Origin of the sequence: Thermocatellispora tengchongensis, assembly GCF_014202315.1 — a bacterium.
GTDB lineage: Bacteria > Actinomycetota > Actinomycetes > Streptosporangiales > Streptosporangiaceae > Thermocatellispora > Thermocatellispora tengchongensis.
Genome location: NZ_JACHGN010000003.1, coordinates 664,492 through 680,561, shown reverse-complemented (window position 1 = coordinate 680,561; position 16,070 = coordinate 664,492). Strand labels below are relative to the sequence as shown.

The window sequence follows — 16,070 nt, the reverse complement described above, 5'->3', positions numbered from 1 at the left end:
CTGGTCGATTCCGGCAGGTCGGTGATCGTGATCGAGCATCACCAGGCGGTGATGGCGCACGCGGACTGGATCATCGATCTGGGTCCGGGTGCGGGCCATGACGGTGGCCGGATCGTGTTCGAGGGTACCCCGGCCGATCTGGTCGCGGCGCGTTCCACCCTCACCGGGCAGCACCTCGCGGCCTACGTCGGCGCCTGAGGCGAGGCCCCGCCGGATCGGGATCGCCAGGTGGTGGGCGCCGGGGACGTGCGAGGGGCGGCCGGACCGCGGCCTCGCACGTCCCGGCCGGTCACATCGGTGATCGGGGGTCCTCGACGCCGATGATGCGGGCACCGCAGAAGAAGGCGAGCAGTTCGGCGTCGCCGTGCCCGCCGATGCCCGAGCCTCCCCAGAATCCCTGCGTCGAGTTCTCGGTGAGGTCCAGCAGGCCGGTGCCGTTGATCTTGATCTCGCCGCACTCCAGCCGCGCGCCCACGTCCATCGCCGCCTCCTCGTCGGCGCCGAAGACGTAGCCCGCCAGGCCGGTGGAACGGCGGTTGGCCAGGTCCACGGCCTGTTCGTCGTCCCGTACCGGGTGCAGGGTCAGCACCGGGCCGAAGATCTCCTCGGTGGCGTCGGCGGGATCGGCGTCGCGGACCACGGCCGGGGCCAGGAACCAGCCGGGGAGATCCGGCATGGGCGTGCTGCCCAGGACCTTGCCACCGGCCGACCGCAGCCGGTCGAGCTGCCCGCGTACCCGGGCCAGTTGCCCCTCGTTGGCCTGCGGGCCGAACCCGGTCCCGGGATCGAGGCCGTGGCCGGCCCGCAGGACGGCGAGCCGGTCGAGGATGGCGTCGAGAAGGGCGTCGTGCCGGGACGCCGGGACGAAGACGCTGCCCGGACTCTCGCACCACTGGCCGTTGAGCTTGGTGAACCCGGCGACCAGGGCGTCGGCGGTGGCGTCGAGGTCGGCGTCGGCGCGTACCACGGCCGGGTTGTTCGAGCCCAGCTCCAGTTGCAGCGCCTTCAGGTCACCGGCGGAGGCACGGACGATCGAGCCGCCCGTGCTCCGCCCGCCGGTGAAGCACAGGGCACGTATCCGGGGGTCTGCGGCCAGCGACGCCCCCGGAGCGGCACCGCCGTGCAGCAACTGGAACAGCCCGGCGGGGGCTCCGGCCCCGGCCAGCGCATCGGCGATCACGTCCGCGATCAGATTGGCGCCGGACGGCGCCGCCGGGGAGGGCTTGCAGATCACCGGCGCCCCCGCGGCCAGGGCGTACGCCGTCTTCTTCACCGCGATGAACGACGGCGCGTTGAACGGGACGATGACGGCCGCGGGCCCCCAGGGCAGCCGCAGCAGCCGCACCGGGCGCACCGCGCCGGGCAGTTCCTCGCGGAGCCGGGCCTCCGCCAGCCGGGCGGCGGCCCCGCGCACCACGTCGGCGAGCCCGGCGCCGAACAACCTGGTGATCGAGATCGGCACGCCGCTGTCGATCGCGTCGGCATGGGCGATCTCCTCGGACCGTCCCGCCAGCCCGTCGGCGATGGCGTGCAACAGGGCCACGCGGTCGGCGATCGGGGCGCCCGCCCAGCGGCCCTCCCGGTGCACCGCGTCCGCGACCGCGAGCGCGCGTTCCACCTGTTCGGGTGCGGACTCCATCGCGGGGGCCACCCGCCGGCCGGTGTTGGGGTCGGTGAGCCAGTCGCCGGTGGGCACCGTGGCGGGGCTCCGGCGGCCCTCGACCAGGTCGCGCTGCTCGGGCAGGACGGGAGTCATGGTCATCGGTTCGGCTCCTGGTCGGTGCGGGTTTCCGGGCCGGCCCCGGCGGCGGTCGCGGTGAGACCGGCGGGGGCCGGAGCCGGGATCTCCTCGTCGTTCCCGTCCTCGAAGGTGAGCCGGGCGGCGTCCATCAGCGCGCCACGGCGCGTGCGCCACAGCAGCGCCGCCACGACCACGCCCGCGGCCAGCCAGCACACGACGATGCCGAGCGCGAGGTTCATCGGCCACGCCGGCAGCGGCCAGACGCTGTAGTACAGGCCCGCGAGGAGGATCGCGGTGCCGGCCACCGGCACCACCCCGTGCCGGATCGGGCCGAACTCCGCGCGGTGTCGCCGCCAGTACAGGCGGATCACCGCGATGTTGCCCAGGGAGTACACGACGATGACCCCGAGGGTGATGAACAGGCCGATGAAGGTGAAGCCGCCGATGGGCCCGAGCCACGCGCCGAGCCCCAGGCAGACGACCACGTTGAGCAGCGTGGTGAGGATGAGCGCGGTGCCCGGGGTGCGGTGGGCCGGGTGGATCCTGGCCAGGCCGCGCGGCAGGATGCCGCTCCTGCCGAGCGCGTACATGACCCGGGCGCCGGCGTTCTGGCCCGCCAGCGCGGCGCCCAGCGCCGAGTTCAGCAAGGCGAAGGCGAGCAGCAGCCAGGCCCACCCGGCCACGTTGTCCGCCAGGGTGAAGAAGGGGTTGTCGGCCTCGGCGATGCCGCCGATCTTCTCCAGCCCCCAGCCGATGACCATCGCGTACGCCACGAAGGCCCAGATCAGCCCGACGGTGACGGTGGACCACAGCACCGTGCGCGGGATGGCCCGGCGCGGGTCGGCGGTCTCGTCGGCCAGCGGGGCGGCCGACTCGAACCCGGTGAACAGCAGCACGGCGAAGACGAACCCGAGGAACACCGGCTGCGGCCCGCCGGAGGTGTCGGGGAACGCCAGCGGGGCCAGGCTCAACTCCCCGCCGGATCGGACGAGCACGGCCACGGCGAACACCACCATGATCACGCTCTCCACGACGCCGAGCACGAGGGTGAGCCGGGCCGACATCTTGATCCCCCGGTACGTCGCGGTGAAGACCACCGCGAGCAGCACCAGCACGATCAGCCACCAGGGGACGTGGACGCCCAGGTTGGCCTCGATGACCGGGGTCAGGATCCCCGCGGTGACCAGGAGCGTCAGCGTGGGCAGCAGCGGGTCGTACAGGAAGTAGGCCCAGGCCGTGACGAAGCCGAGCCGCTCGCCCAGCCCGTGGCTGACGTAGGTGTAGTAGCCGCCCGCCGATGGGAGCTTGCGGGCCAGGGAGGCGACGCACAGGGCGGTGAGCAGCACCGCCACCATGGCGAGGAGCACGATGAGCGGGGTGCTCGCGCCGACGAACCCGGCGAGCACCGGGCCGATGATGATGATGCCGACGGCCGGGCCGAGGTGGCTGATGGCCTGGAAGACGACCTCGCGCTGGCCGAGGACGGCGCCGCGCAGCGCAGGGGGCTGTGCCTGGGGGGATCGCGGCTGGGGGGACCGTGACTGAGGGGACAAGGTGTGGGAGGACAGGGTGTGGGGGGTCGGGTCCGCTGGCATGCTGAACCGCCTTTGCGACGATGGAGCTTGGATTCGGTCGCGGGATGGGCCGGGTGTCCCGGCGCACGACGGGTGGCCGGGGGTCGTGGGGGTGCGGATCAGATGGCTTCGAAGTAGCGGACGAGTTCCCAGTCGGTCACCGAGCGCATGAACTGCCGCCACTCGTGGCGGGCGACGGCGTGGTAGTGCCGCACGACATCGGCGCCGAAGGTCGCGGCGGCGAACTCGCTGTTCAGGAACTGCTCGGCGGCCTCGGCCAGGTTCTGCGGGAACTCCTCGTGGATCTCGCCGTACGCGTCGCCGGCCGAGGGTTTGCCGGGGTCGGCGCCGTCGGCGATCCCGCGGCGCATCGAGCCGAGCATGCCGGCGATGGCCAGGTACGGGTTGACGTCGGCCCCCGGCAGGCGGAACTCCAGCCGGGTCGCCGACGGCTGCCCGGTGAGCACCCGGCAGGTGGTGGTGCGGTTGTCGAAGCCCCAGGTCAGGCCGTTGCCGGCGAAGTCCTGGCTGCCGATCCGCCGGGCCGAGTTGATCGTCGGCGCGTACCACAGCATGAGATCGGCCGCGTGCTCCAGCACGCCCGCGACGGCGCTGCCGAGCACGGCGCTCATGCCGCGGTCGCGGCCGGGGTCGAAGAACGGGGTGCCGCCGTCGAGGCCGCGCAGCGACGCGTGGATATGGCAGGACGAGCCGAGGTCGTCGCCGACCGGCCTGGGCATGAACGTGGCCGTCATGCCGTTGGCGGCGGCGAGGTCCTTGACGGCCTGCTTGAACAGGACGTGCTGATCGGCCGCCGCCATCGCCGGGCCGTACTCCAGGTTGATCTCCCACTGGCCGAGCCCGTACTCCACCTGCGAGACCTCCACCGGGATCCCGCTCGCCTCCAGCGCGCGGCGCACCTGGCGGAAGAACGGCTCCATCTGGTTTCCCTCGCCGATGTTGTAGTCGGCGTGGGCCAGGGTCGTCGGCTCCAGGTCCTGGTAGCGGCGTTTGCGCAGCTCGGCGGGGGTGCCGTGGTAGAGGTAGAACTCCAGCTCCGTCGCCGCGTACGGCCGGTGCCCGGCGGCCTCGAAGGAGTCGGCCTGCCGGCGCAGGATGGTCCGCGGCGCCACGGCGAGCGGTTCGCCGGTGTCCTCGTCCACGCTGTCGGCGAGGCAGATGGCCGTGGCGTCGAGCCACGCCGCGGGGCGCAGCGTGGTCAGGTCGGGCACCAGCCGGAAGTCCTGCCAGCCGGTGTGCGCGCCGGCGAACTCGACCTCCAGGCCGAGGCCCTGCTCGATGTCCCAGGAGTACACGCACGTGCAGATGTGCAGACCCTCGGCCAGCAGCGCGCGGAACCTCCGGGGCGACATCCGCTTGCCGAACAGCCGTCCCTGCATGTCCACGCCGGAGACGATGACGGTGTCGAAGCCGGCCTTCTCCAGGCCGGCCGGGTCCAGCGGCTCGAACGCCGGCTGCCCGTTCGCCTGCTGCCCCGTCATCGTGTCAGCCATCCGCCGTCGACCGGGAGCTGGACCCCGGTGATGAAGGACGCGTCGTCGGAGAGCAGGAACGAGGCCGCGGCGGCGATGTCCTCCGGACGGCCCACGCGATCGACGAGCAGCCGCCGCCCCATGAACTCCATCGCCTCCGGGGACGTGATGTCCCCGCCCGGGATGAAGCCGGTCGCCACCGGCCCCGGCGCCACGCAGTTGACCCGGATGCCGTACCGGGACAACTCGACGGCGAGTGCCTTCGTGAGCATCTTCACTCCTCCTTTGGAGGCGTTGTAGTGGACCTGGCAGAAGCCCTGGGAGGAGACCACGACCTCGGCCTCCACGGTCGAGAGGTTGAGCACGGCCCCGCCGGTGGCCTTCTTCAGGTACGGCAGCGCGAGCTGGGTGACGATGTAGACGCCCTTGAGATTGACGTCCACGACCAGGTCCCACTCCTCGTCGGTGAGCTCCTCCAGCGACGACATGGTCACCAGGCCGGCGTTGTTCACCAGGTAGTCCAGCCCGCCGAAGGCGTCGGCGGTCGCCTCCAGCGCGGCGGAGACCTCGGCCCGGTCGCGGACGTCGGCGCCGAGCGCGAGCGCCCGGCCGCCGTCGGCGGCGATCAGCGACACGGTCTCGGCGGCGCGGTCGTGCTTGACGTCCACGCACGCGACCCGGGCGCCCTCGGCGGCCAGCCGGCGGGCGATGCCGCGCCCGATTCCGGACCCGGCCCCGGTGACCAGGGCGGTGCGTCCCTCATGGCGGTCGTTCATACGGTTTCTCCCTGGTGGTTCTTCGCCTCATCGACGAGCCAGCCGAACAGCGGATCGGGCTCGGCGAACATCTCGGGGTGCCACTGGACGCCGATGACCGGGGCGTCGTCCATCTCGATCGCCTCGACGACCCCGTCGGGGGCGTGCCCGACGGCGCGCAGGCCGGCGCCGACGCGGTCCACCGCCTGGTGGTGGTAGCTGTTGACCACGAGGTCGGTGCCGAGGACGCCGGCCGTGCGGCTGTCCTCGGCGATGCGCACGGCATGGGACCGCCGGCCCCGTGGATACCCCAGGTAGGAGTGCCCTTCGCCGCTGTCGGGCGGCAGGTGCGGGACCAGCGTGCCGCCGAGGGCGACGTTGAGGAGTTGGGCGCCCCGGCAGATGGCGAGCAGCGGCAGCCGCCGGTCGAGCGCGGCGCGCAGCAGCGTGAGCTCGTACTCGTCCCGGTCCGGGTCGAGCGGGGTCTGGAAGGGGCTCGGCGTGCCGCCGTACCTGCGCGGGTCCACGTCCTCGCCGCCGGACAGCACCACGCCGTCCAGCCGGTCGGCGACCGCCTCCGGGGGCGTGTTGAAGGACAGCAGGATGGGCACGCCGCCCATGGCCGCCACCGCGCCGCAGTAGTCGGCGAAGTAGGTGAAGGCGACGATGCCGTACAGCGAGGGCGGCGTGCCGGGAACGCCCATCTGCCGCCGCCCGGTGATGCCGATCAGCGGGCCGCTCACCGCTCGTCCCCGAACAGCAGTTCCCGCAGCTCCGCTCGGGTGCGCTCGATGTGCTCGCGCATCGCGGCGGCGGCCGCCGCCGGGTCGCGGTCGGCGATCGCCTCGTGGATCAGCCGGTGGTCGCCGACGCAGGTCTCGATCTGCTCGACGTAGACGAGCTGGTCGGGGTGGGAGAACAGCTCGCCGCGGGCGTAGTGCACGGCCGCCTCCAGCCGCTTGCTCCGCGACGCGCGGGCGACGGCGCCGTGGAACTGCGAGTCGGCGAGGCGGAACTCCGAGCGGCCCTCGGCCGCGGCCATCCGCTCGATCGCCACCCGCTGGTCGGCCAGGTCGGACTCGCCCCGCCGGGTGGCGGCCAGCGACGCGGTCTGCGACTCGATGGCGATGCGGAAGTCGAGGATGTCCTCCAGCTCCGAGCTCTCCTGGCGCATCTGGCCGATCCACTGGCGGTACGGGCCGTCGAGGTCGGTGACGAACGTGCCGCCGTGCGCGCCCCGCCGCACCACCAGGTAGCCGTGCCCTTGCAGGATCTTGATCGCCTCGCGCAGGCTGACCCGCGCCACGCCGAGGGTCTCGGCCAGTTCCCGCTCGGGCGGCAGACGGTCACCGGGTGATATCTCGCCTTGATGAATCAGCCGGCGCAACCGCTCGGCGACGTCCTCCGTGACGGTTCGGGCTCCCCATTGGTCCATTGGTCTAGTGTTAGGAGCATTAGATGCCCTGTCAATCCCCTACCTCCCGTTGACCTGGGTCATTTGCCGGATTTCCGGGTGCTACAGGTCGCCGGGAGGCAGGAAGACCCGCCATCTCCTGTCGCCCACCGGCAGCTCCACCGCGACCCAGGGGGCGAGGAAGGGGGCCGGGAGGCGCTGGCGGCGGGTGAGGACGCCGACCCACTCGCCGCGGCCGATCGCGGCCCTCAGGGAGGACGGCACGTTCGCTCCGCCGTAGTGGTGGAAGACGCCGTGCGAGGTGCACCGGGCCAGGTAGCCGATCTGGACGGCGTCGTGGCCGTACAGGAAGCACGGGGGGCGCAGCCCCAGCGCCTGGAGGCGCGCCGCGACCAGCGGGGCGGCGGCGCGTCCGGCGTGGGTCTTGCCGATGTGCACGAAGGCCGTCACGCCCTGCACGGCGAAGTAGCACAACACGCCCGCGACGGTGAGCACCGCGGTCGCGCGCCGCCGGCACGCCCAGGCCAGGCCCGCGGCGACGGGCAGCGCCAGCAGCGCGTACGCGGGCAGCAGGAAGCGCGGCGCGGCGTACCCGACCGTGAAGAGGTAGGCGAAGGCCAGGGACGCCGCGGAGGCCAGGGCCAGCGTGAGGGCGCGCCGCCGCGCGGCCAGGACGCCCAGGACCGCGAAGACCGGCACGGCGGCGAACCAGGCGATCTGCTCCGGCGGGAAACCGCCGCAGCCGACGCCGAAGCGGCACAGCAGGGGGCCGTCCAGGGCGCGCAGGTGGTCGGGCAGGGTGAAGTGCAGCCCCGCCGCGTTCTCCACCGTCGCCGCCCTGAACCGCGCGAGCGGACCGCCGTGGTGCAGGAACGCCTCCACGGCCCACTCCCCCCACCCGATCGCCAGGCCCGCGGCGACGCAGCCGGCCACCAGCAGGCGCCTGGTCACGGCGGCGTACACCAGCAGCGGCAGCGCCAGCCACGTGGCGTCGGAGGGACGGAGCAGCGACGCCGCCGCGAACACCGCCACCAGCCCCGCGACGGGACGCAGCGGCCGGCGCCCTCCGGCGAGGCAGGCCAGCGCGACCCCGGCGACGGCGCAGTAGGCCACCCACATGTTCGGCATGACCTCGTTGGCGTAGAACAGCGACAGCCACAGCCCCGCGAAGAGGGCCGCGGCGACCGGGACGACCGGGCCGGGGCGCAGCCGCAGCCACGGCCGGTAGGCCAGGTACAGCCCGGCGCCGGACAGCAGGCCGAGGTAGACGCGTACGGCGGTCACCGAGGGGGTGAACACGGCGACCGGCGCCACCAGGAGCGGGACCCCGCGGGCCCGCGAGGCGGTGAACTCCGCCGCGGGCACGCCGCGGGCCACCTGGCTGAGGTAGACGCTCTCGTCCCAGCCGAGGCCGATCCGGGTGGTGAAGGCGAGCTGCACCGCCGAGTAGCAGATCGCCACCGCGGCCAGCGCCAGGTGCCAGGGCCGGGCGCGCCACCACGGCGGGGGCGCCGCCACCGCGGGCGCGCCCTCCCGCTCCGGGAGGGCCCGGCCGTCGAGCTCGTCGTGCTGCACATGTTCACGCTAGGAACGGGCGGGCCGGACGCCGGTCAGCTCGCGGTCAGCGCCTTGTCTTCCTTTCGTGTGGAAACGGCCGGTCGTGCGGATACGCCTGGGTCTCCTGCCTGGCGCTATCCTCCCGCCCGCCGGCGCCGCCGGGGCCGGGCGCGGGCGGGCCGAGGGCGTCGCGCAACTGGGCGCGCGAGGTGATGCCCAGCTTGGGGAACAGCCGGTACAGGTGCGTGCCCACCGTCCGGTGGGACAGGTAGAGCATCTGGCCGATCTCGCGGTTGGACAGGCCGTCCGCGGCCAGGCGGGCGATCTGCAGCTCCTGCGCCGTGAGCCGCTCGGAGGTCGGCGGGTCGCGTCTGACGGTCGCCTCGCCCGCGGCGCGCAGCGCCCGGCGCGCGCGCTCGCCCCAGGGCGGCAGGCCGAGCGCGTCGAACGCCTCGCAGGCCAGCCGCAGCGGGGTCCGCGCCTCGACCGTCCGGCGCCGGCGCCGCAGCCAGTTGCCGTACGCCAGCAGCAGGCGGGCCCGCGCCACCGGCCAGGCGGTCAGGTCGGCGTCCAGGGCCTCGCGGTAGTGCGGCTCGGCCGCGTCGTCCTCGGCGAGCAGCGCCCTGGCGTGCCTCAGGCCGATGTGCAGGATCGGCGCGGGCGTCCGCTCCGCCACCTTCTCCAGCTCGCGCACCGCCGCCGAAGCGCCGTCGCGCTGCCCGGCGCCGATCGCCGCCTCCGCCAGGTCGCCGATGAGCCAGCAGCGGACGAACGGGTGGTGCACCGGGTCGGCCGGGTCGAACACGCGCCGCAGGTGGGCGTACGCCTCGGCGTGCCGGTCGGAGGACAACGCGATCACCCCGCGGGCGTGCTGCAGCAGCGCCAGGCCGAAGCGGTTGCCCAGCGACAGCACGGTCCGCTCGGCCTCCGCGGCCAGCGCCAGCGCCCGCCGCTGCTCGCCGCGCAGCCCCGCGAGCAGCGCCAGCGCGGTCTGCGCCGCCGCCACCCAGCGCGGCTGCCCGGTCTCGCGCGCCAGCCGCTCGGCCTCCTCGGCCGCGAGCGTCGCCACCGTCCACTCCGCGCCGTGGACGGTCGCGTACGCCTGGCTCACCAGGGTCTGCGCGAGCAGCCCGAGCCGGCCCTGCGCCCGCAGCTCCGCGATCGAGGCGGCGAAGAAGCGGACGGAGAGGTCGAAGGCGCCCGCGGCCGTGGCCGCCTGCCCGCGCAGCCGCGAGATCGCCGCGTCGGCGCCGGGGGCCTCGGCGGCGCCGACCTCGGCCAGGCGCTCGATGACGTCCGCCCCGCGCTCCGCCGGCGCGGCCAGGCCGAGCACCGCGAGCAGCCGCGGGTCGCCGGGCCCCTCCGCCAGCCGTTCGGCCGCCGCCACCACCCGTGCGCGGACCTCCCACCCCGGATCGGCCCACCAGCAGCGCACCGCCGCCGCCCGGACGATGTTCAGGGCGAGGGCGCGGTCGCCGGCGGCCTCGCCGCGCTCGGCGGTCTCCAGCAGCTCCACCACTCTCGGCGCCCCCGCGGCGGGCTCCTCCTCCAGCATCTCGCGCAGCCAGGTCAGCCCGGCCCGCTCGGCGGCGCCCAGGTGGGGCGGCTCCACCTGCCCGAGCAGCGCCGCGACCAGGTCCGCGCGGCCCAGCTCGAAGGCCAGCTCGGCGGCGTGCAGCAGCCGCCGGCCGCGTTCGGCGGGCCGCTCGCTCAGCTCGGCCGAGCGCTGCAGCGCGGCCACGGCCACGGTGATCGCGCCGCGTGCGCGCGCCCGTAGGGCCACCGACTGCAGCTCGCGGGCCACCCCCTCGTCGCGCCGCCCGGTCGCCGCCGCGCGGTGCCAGGCCCTGCGGTCGGGGTCGCCGGCGTGCACCTCGGCCAGCGCCGCGTGGGCCGCGAGCCGTTCGGCGGGCTCGGCCCGCTGGTAGATCGCCGAGCGTACGAGGGGATGGCGGAAGCGGATGGTGCGCTCGTCGGCGCGTACCAGGCCGGCCTCGACGGCCGGGGCGAGCGCGGCGGGCGGCACCGGCGCGCCGGTGATCGCCTCGGCGGCGGCCAGCACGTCGGCCAGGCCGTCGCCGTCGTCGGCCGCGGCGGCCAGCAGCAGCGACCGGGTGGCCGCGGGCAGGTCGGCGGTACGCGCGGCGAACGCCCGCTCCAGCCGGGCGGTGAGCGGCAGGAACTCCGCCTTGGCCGGGGCGGACTCCAGCGCGAGCGGCAGCTCGACCAGCGCGAGCGGGTTGCCCGCCGCCTCGGCCAGCACGCGCCGCCGCATCCCGGCCGCGAGCCGGGGCGACCGGGCGTCGAGCAGCGCCCCGGCGGCCTCCGGGGGCAGCCCGCGCAGGCGCAGCTCCGGCAGGCCGCACTCGTCGAGACCGGTGGGGTAGCCATCGCGCAGCGCCATCACCAGCGCGATGGGCTCCGAGGCGAGCCGGCGGGCCACGAACCCCAGCACGTCCACCGTGGAGCGGTCCAGCCACTGCACGTCGTCGATGGTGACCAGCAGCGGGCCGCGCGCGGCCGCCTCGCCGAGCAGGTTCAGCGCGGCCAGCGCGATCAGGAAGAACTGCGGCGACTCGGCCGCGCCCATGCCGAACGCCCCCAGCAGCGCCTCCCGCTGCCGCGCCGGGAGCGCGTCCGCGGAGCCGAGCAGCGGCATGAGCAACTGGTGCAGCCCGGCGAAGGGCAGGTGGGTCTCGGCCTGCACCCCGGCGGCGCCCGACACCGCCATCGCCCGCCGCGCGGCCCGGCCGGTCGCCGCCTCCAGCAGCGCGGACTTGCCGATGCCCGGCTCGCCCCGTACGACGAGCGCGCCCCCGCGCTCGCCGGCCCGCTCGACGAGGTCGTGGACGAGCGCCAGCTCCTGGTCCCGTCCGTAGAGGATGCCCACCGCCACGCCCCTACTTTCCCATGACGAACGCCGTCTTCCCGGACGGGAGGTGAGCCGCGGACGTAAGTCGTCGTACTCCCCGAAACCGCCTGCCGCGCCCTGCCGCCGTACGTCGGTTGACGGCTGCTTCCCGGGCCCCGCCCGCTCTAGCGTCGATGGCGCCCCGTGCACCACGGCCACCACCGCCCCGAAGGGACAGCGCCCATGTCATCGACCTACGACGCCCGGGAGATCGAGCGGGCCAACGCCTCCGGCCGCGTCCCCGTCGTGTTCGTCCACGGCCTGTGGCTGCTGCCGAGCAGCTGGGACCGGTGGGCTCAGGTGTTCGCCGAGGCCGGGTACGCCCCCGTGACGCCCGGCTGGCCGGACGACCCCGACACCGTGGCCGAGGCCAAGGAGCACCCGGAGGTGTTCGCGCACAAGACCGTGGGCCAGGTCGCCGACCACTACGCCGGCCTGATCGGCAAGCTGGAGCGCAAGCCCGCCGTCATCGGCCACTCCTTCGGCGGGCTGCTCGCGCAGATCCTGGCCGGCCGCGGCCTCTCCTGCGCCTCGGTCGCCATCGACCCCGCGCCCTTCCAGGGCGTGCTGCCCCTGCCGATCTCCTCGCTGCGCGCCGCCGCCCCCGTGCTGACCAACCCGGCCAACGTCCACCGGGCGGTGCCGCTGACCTACGACCAGTTCCGCTACGCCTTCGCCAACGCGGTCCCGGAGGAGGAGGCCAGGGAGCTGTACGACACCTTCTCGGTCCCGGCGCCGGGGGCGCCGCTGTTCCAGGCGGCCGTGGCCAACTTCAACCCCTGGAGCGAGACCAAGGTGGACAGCACCAACCCCGAGCGCGGGCCGCTGCTGATCATCTCGGGTGAGAAGGATCACACCGTGCCGTGGGCGATCGCCAACGCCTCCTACAACAGGCAGGCCCGCAACGAGCACGCGGTCACCGAGATCGTGGAGATGCCCGGCCGCGGCCACTCCCTCACCATCGACCACGGCTGGCGCGAGGTCTGCGACACCGCGCTCGCGTTCGTGCGCCGCTTCGTGTGACGTCGGGCGTGATGCTCGGGTGAGGGCGAGTCGCCCGGCCCGCCCGGTTTCGGCGCCGGATGCGGGTGTTCGCCCGGGACCGCTACCATCCTCCGGTGATCAAGACAGCGGGGAGTCTGGGAGGATTCCGGGTGATCAGGGGGGACGCCGATGGCCGATCGTACTGAGGTCGCTTCCTTCATCATCGCGGGCGTTTGCGTGGCGGCCGGGGTGCTCCTCGGCCTGGTGCTGCGGGCGCTGTTCGCCCGGCTCGCGGGCCGGGCCGCCGACACGGCGACGGCATGGGACGATCTGTGGTGGAACCTGCTCAGGAGCGTCGCCCTGCCGGCCGCGTCCATCACCGGCGTGTGGTGGGCGATCGAGGTGCTGCGGCTCCAGCCGCCGATCCGGGGGTTCGTCGAGCGCATCCTGCTGGCCGTGATCGTGCTCACGGTGGCGCTGACGATCGCCGGTCTGGCCGCCGGGGTGGTGCGCTCGATCGCGCTGTCGCGGTCGGGCGTCGCGCAGTCGGCGAGCATCTTCGTCAACATCACCAGGGTGATCATCGTCGGTGTGGGCATCCTGGTGCTCCTGCAGAGCCTGGGGATCTCGATCACCCCGGTGCTGACCGCGCTGGGCGTCGGCGGTCTCGCCGTCGCGCTCGCGCTGCAGGACACCCTGGGCAACCTGTTCGCCGGCATCCAGATCCTGGCCTCCAAGAAGGTCCAGCCGGGTGACTTCGTCCGCCTGGCCAGCGGCGAGGACGGCCACGTGGTGGACATCAACTGGCGGAACACCACGATCGAGCAGCTTTCCGGAAATATCGTGATCGTGCCGAACGCGCACCTCGCCGACGCGATCCTGACCAACTACCACCAGCCGATGGAGGACACGGGGGTCACGGTCCAGGTCGGGGTGAGCTACGACAGCGACCTGGACCACGTCGAGCGGGTCACCATCGAGGTGGGCCGCGAGGTGATGCGGACCGTGGAGGGCGCGGTGCCCGACCACGAGCCGGTGGTGCGCTACCACACCTTCGGCGAGTCCGCGATCCAGTTCTCCGTGATCCTGCGGGTGAGCCAGTACACCGCCAAATACCTCGTCGTGCACGAGTTCATCAAGCGGCTGCACGCGCGCTACCAGGCGGAGGAGATCGAGATCCCGTCCCCGATCCGCACCATGGTCCTGGCCGACTCCGAGCCGGCCGACGAGCGCGAGCGCGACCGCTCCCGGCTCTCCACGTCCGCCTGACACGACCGCCGGCGGCCGGGCCGACCGCCCCGGCCGCCTCCCGGCCGCCGATGATGGAGGCGTGCCGAGGGGGACGGAGAAGACGGAGAAGACGGAGAAGACGGAGAAGACGCTCATGAGGTCCGACGCCGGCGAGTGGCGCCGCGAGCGCCGCCACCTCAACGCGCACCGGCACGCCCTCGCCGCTCTCGCGCAGGACCTCTACCCCGATCTGGCCCGGGTGGCGGGCACTCCCCTGCTGTGCCGGCCGGAGTGGATCGCCGCCTCGCCCATCGGCCTGGCGGACGTCGTGCTCTCCTGGCGGCCGGACGCGCCGGCGCCGGCGTGCTCGGGCGCCGAGCCGGAGGCGGGGGCCGTACGGGCCGGATACGCGACCTACGCCGAGGCCGTGCGCGCCATCGACCCGCCCCGCCTGTTCGAGAACCGCGTCGCCTACCGCCTCCTGGAGGTGTCCATGGCGGACGGGCACATGGCGTACGGCGAGGCGGCGTACTTCGACGGCGTCAACGTCGGCGAGGCGGCCGCGCACGAGTTCGCCCGCGCGGCGCGTGACGGCCGCCGGCCGGCGATGGCCGAGCTGCCGTTCCGGGCCCGCGTCGGCGACCCGGCCGGCCTCGCCCGCCGCGCCGTCCTGCCCGCGGTGAGCATGCTGACGCTGCGCCGCGACGCCGGGCGCGGCGAGATGACCTTCGTGCTGCACTGGCGCGACCCGGCCAGCGTGGCGCACGGCGGCGGCATGTACCAGGTCATGCCCGTGGGCGTGTTCCAGCCGGCCGACGACGCCCCCGCCTCCAGGCGCCGGGATCTCGACCTGTGGCGGTGCGCCGTCCGCGAGTACAGCGAGGAGTTCCTGGGCGCGGGCGAGGACTACGGCGCCGGCTTCGCCTACGAGACGTGGCCGTTCCACACCACGCTCACCCGCGCCCGCGACGAGGGCATGCTGCGCTGCTACCTGCTGGGCATGGGCGTCGATCCGCTGACCTTCGCCACCGACCTGCTCGCCGTCACCGTGATCGACTCCCGGGTGTACGACCGCGCCTTCGACCGGATGGTGGGCGCCAACGCCGAGGGACGCGTCCTGTCCGGCGGCGCCCGCGGGTTCCGCTTCGACGCCGAGACCGTGGCGCGGCTGACCACGCGGGAGCCCATGCAGGCCGCCGGCGCCGCCGTGCTCGCGCTGGCCTGGCGGCACCGCGACGTGCTGCGGGGGTGACACCGGGAACCGGGGCCCGGCTCCCGGTCGTTCACCGTACGTACAACCGTGCGGCGAGCCGAGGAGGGGGCATGGGCTGGCACTACCGCAAGTCGATCAAGGTGGGGCCGTTCCGGGTCGATCTGTCGCGCCACGGGATCGGGCACAGCATCGGGGGCCGGAGGTTCCACATCTCGACCACGCCCGACGGGCGGCGGCACGTCACCGTACGGCTGCCCGGCGGCTTCCACGTGGGCAAGAGCTTCGGCGGGCGGCGGCGCTACCGCTACTGAGCGTCCAGCTCGCGCAGCAGGGCGGTGAGGGCCGCGCCCAGGGGGGCGTCCAGGGTGACGACGGCGTCGGAGTCGCCTCGGGTCGGGCCCCGGTTGACGATCGCGACCGGGATGCCGCGCTCGGCGGCGTGGCGGACGAAGCGGTAGCCCGACATCACCGTCAGTGAGCTGCCCAGGACGAGCAGCATGCCCGCGCGCTCGGTGAGGGAGAAGCACTCCTCCACGCGCGGGCGCGGGACGTTCTCGCCGAAGAAGATGACGTCCGGCTTGAGCAGGCCCCCGCACCGGTGGCAGTCCACCACCCGGAAGGTCTCCACCTGCTCGTCGGTGAGCACGGCGTCGCCGTCGGGGTTGATCTCGGCGGCGACGGCGTGCCAGCCGGGGTTGGCCGCGGTGAGGCGGCGGTGCAGGTCCTGGCGGGGGCTGCGGCGGCGGCAGGACAGGCAGGCGACGCGGTCGAGGCTGCCGTGCAGCTCGATCACCTCCCGCGCGCCCGCGGCCTGGTGTAGGCCGTCCACGTTCTGGGTGATGATCCCGGCCAGCAGGCCGCGCGCCTGCAACTCGGCGACGGCGCGGTGGCCGGCGTTGGGGGCGGCGCGGGCGATGTGCCGCCAGCCGAGGTGGCTGCGCGCCCAGTAGCGCCTGCGGGCCGGGGCGCTAGAGACGAACGTCTGGTACGTCATCGGCTCGGCCCGCCGCGTGCGCCCGGTCTCGCCGCGGTAGTCGGGGATGCCCGACTCGGTGGACAGCCCGGCGCCGCTGAGGATCACCACCTCGCCGTCGGCGACGAGGTCGGCCAGCGTGCCGAGCGCCCGGCCGGAGGGGGCGGCGTCGTCCACGGTCTTGGTCACCCCTTCATGGTGCCGGACGCCGGCGGTGCCCGTGTC

The 16,070-nt window shown here is 74.2% G+C and carries 13 protein-coding genes and 1 pseudogene; 5 read left to right on the top strand and 9 right to left on the bottom strand.

Annotation, left to right across the window (positions count from 1 at the left end):
• A pseudogene (locus HNP84_RS09365) lies at nt 1–198 on the top strand (ATP-binding cassette domain-containing protein); the annotation flags it as partial.
• Between the two features lie 91 nt (nt 199–289).
• Here the strand turns inward: HNP84_RS09365 and HNP84_RS09360 are convergent.
• The 8 genes from HNP84_RS09360 to HNP84_RS55920 form a co-directional block, all read right to left on the bottom strand.
• The gene (locus HNP84_RS09360) at nt 290–1,762 is read right to left on the bottom strand and encodes an aldehyde dehydrogenase family protein (RefSeq protein ID WP_185048969.1); all 1,473 of its coding nucleotides are present in this window, start codon (nt 1,760–1,762) and stop codon (nt 290–292) included.
• A complete protein-coding gene (locus HNP84_RS09355) occupies nt 1,759–3,336 on the bottom strand; it encodes an APC family permease (protein ID WP_185048968.1) in 1,578 nt (525 codons plus the stop codon). Before HNP84_RS09355 ends, HNP84_RS09360 begins: the two co-directional genes overlap by 4 nt.
• Before the next feature lie 98 nt (nt 3,337–3,434).
• Nucleotides 3,435–4,829 carry a glutamine synthetase family protein gene (locus HNP84_RS09350; RefSeq protein ID WP_221335997.1) on the bottom strand — a complete coding sequence of 465 codons (1,395 nt, stop codon included), beginning with the start codon at nt 4,827–4,829 and terminating at the stop codon, nt 3,435–3,437.
• Nucleotides 4,814–5,584 carry an SDR family NAD(P)-dependent oxidoreductase gene (locus HNP84_RS09345; protein WP_185048967.1) on the bottom strand — a complete coding sequence of 257 codons (771 nt, stop codon included), beginning with the start codon at nt 5,582–5,584 and terminating at the stop codon, nt 4,814–4,816. The genes HNP84_RS09350 and HNP84_RS09345 overlap by 16 nt, the downstream gene beginning before the upstream one ends.
• Nucleotides 5,581–6,306, bottom strand: a complete 726-nt coding sequence (locus HNP84_RS09340) for a gamma-glutamyl-gamma-aminobutyrate hydrolase family protein (protein ID WP_185048966.1) — start codon at nt 6,304–6,306, stop codon at nt 5,581–5,583. Before HNP84_RS09340 ends, HNP84_RS09345 begins: the two co-directional genes overlap by 4 nt.
• Nucleotides 6,303–6,998 (bottom strand): FadR/GntR family transcriptional regulator, encoded by a 696-nt coding sequence (locus HNP84_RS09335; RefSeq protein ID WP_185048965.1) that lies wholly within the window; start codon nt 6,996–6,998, stop codon nt 6,303–6,305. Before HNP84_RS09335 ends, HNP84_RS09340 begins: the two co-directional genes overlap by 4 nt.
• 81 nt (nt 6,999–7,079) lie before the next feature.
• Nucleotides 7,080–8,552 carry a hypothetical protein gene (locus HNP84_RS09330; RefSeq protein ID WP_185048964.1) on the bottom strand — a complete coding sequence of 491 codons (1,473 nt, stop codon included), beginning with the start codon at nt 8,550–8,552 and terminating at the stop codon, nt 7,080–7,082.
• A gap of 46 nt (nt 8,553–8,598) precedes the next feature.
• Nucleotides 8,599–11,430, bottom strand: coding sequence for an ATP-binding protein (locus HNP84_RS55920; protein WP_221335996.1), 2,832 nt, complete (start codon nt 11,428–11,430; stop codon nt 8,599–8,601).
• A 198-nt stretch (nt 11,431–11,628) separates the two neighbouring features.
• On the opposite strand from HNP84_RS55920, the gene HNP84_RS09320 reads away from it, so the two are divergent.
• The 4 genes from HNP84_RS09320 (at nt 11,629) to HNP84_RS09305 (ending at nt 15,183) form a co-directional block, all read left to right on the top strand.
• Entirely contained in the window at nt 11,629–12,468 is an 840-nt protein-coding gene (locus HNP84_RS09320; RefSeq protein WP_185048963.1) for an alpha/beta hydrolase, read from the top strand.
• 150 nt (nt 12,469–12,618) lie between these two features.
• A complete protein-coding gene (locus tag HNP84_RS09315; RefSeq protein ID WP_185048962.1) occupies nt 12,619–13,698 on the top strand; it encodes a mechanosensitive ion channel family protein in 1,080 nt (359 codons plus the stop codon).
• A gap of 61 nt (nt 13,699–13,759) precedes the next feature.
• Entirely contained in the window at nt 13,760–14,911 is a 1,152-nt protein-coding gene (locus HNP84_RS09310) for a transcriptional regulator (protein ID WP_185048961.1), read from the top strand.
• Nucleotides 14,912–14,982: 71 nt separating this feature from the next.
• The gene (locus HNP84_RS09305) at nt 14,983–15,183 is read left to right on the top strand and encodes a DUF4236 domain-containing protein (RefSeq protein WP_185048960.1); all 201 of its coding nucleotides are present in this window, start codon (nt 14,983–14,985) and stop codon (nt 15,181–15,183) included.
• Here HNP84_RS09305 and HNP84_RS09300 read toward each other — a convergent pair.
• Complete coding sequence (locus tag HNP84_RS09300; RefSeq protein ID WP_185048959.1) at nt 15,177–16,034, bottom strand: NAD-dependent protein deacetylase; 858 nt, start codon at nt 16,032–16,034, stop codon at nt 15,177–15,179. The two genes, HNP84_RS09305 and HNP84_RS09300, sit on opposite strands and share 7 nt — an antisense overlap.
• Between the last annotated feature and the right edge of the window lie 36 nt (nt 16,035–16,070).

Coding starts and splice junctions, on each gene's coding strand:
- HNP84_RS09360 (WP_185048969.1), bottom strand. CDS start 1,762: ATGACCATGACTCCCGTCCTGCCCGAGCAGCGCGACCTGGTCGAGGGC.
- HNP84_RS09355 (WP_185048968.1), bottom strand. CDS start 3,336: ATGCCAGCGGACCCGACCCCCCACACCCTGTCCTCCCACACCTTGTCC.
- HNP84_RS09350 (WP_221335997.1), bottom strand. CDS start 4,829: ATGGCTGACACGATGACGGGGCAGCAGGCGAACGGGCAGCCGGCGTTC.
- HNP84_RS09345 (WP_185048967.1), bottom strand. CDS start 5,584: ATGAACGACCGCCATGAGGGACGCACCGCCCTGGTCACCGGGGCCGGG.
- HNP84_RS09335 (WP_185048965.1), bottom strand. CDS start 6,998: ATGGACCAATGGGGAGCCCGAACCGTCACGGAGGACGTCGCCGAGCGG.
- HNP84_RS09320 (WP_185048963.1), top strand. CDS start 11,629: ATGTCATCGACCTACGACGCCCGGGAGATCGAGCGGGCCAACGCCTCC.
- HNP84_RS09315 (WP_185048962.1), top strand. CDS start 12,619: ATGGCCGATCGTACTGAGGTCGCTTCCTTCATCATCGCGGGCGTTTGC.
- HNP84_RS09305 (WP_185048960.1), top strand. CDS start 14,983: ATGGGCTGGCACTACCGCAAGTCGATCAAGGTGGGGCCGTTCCGGGTC.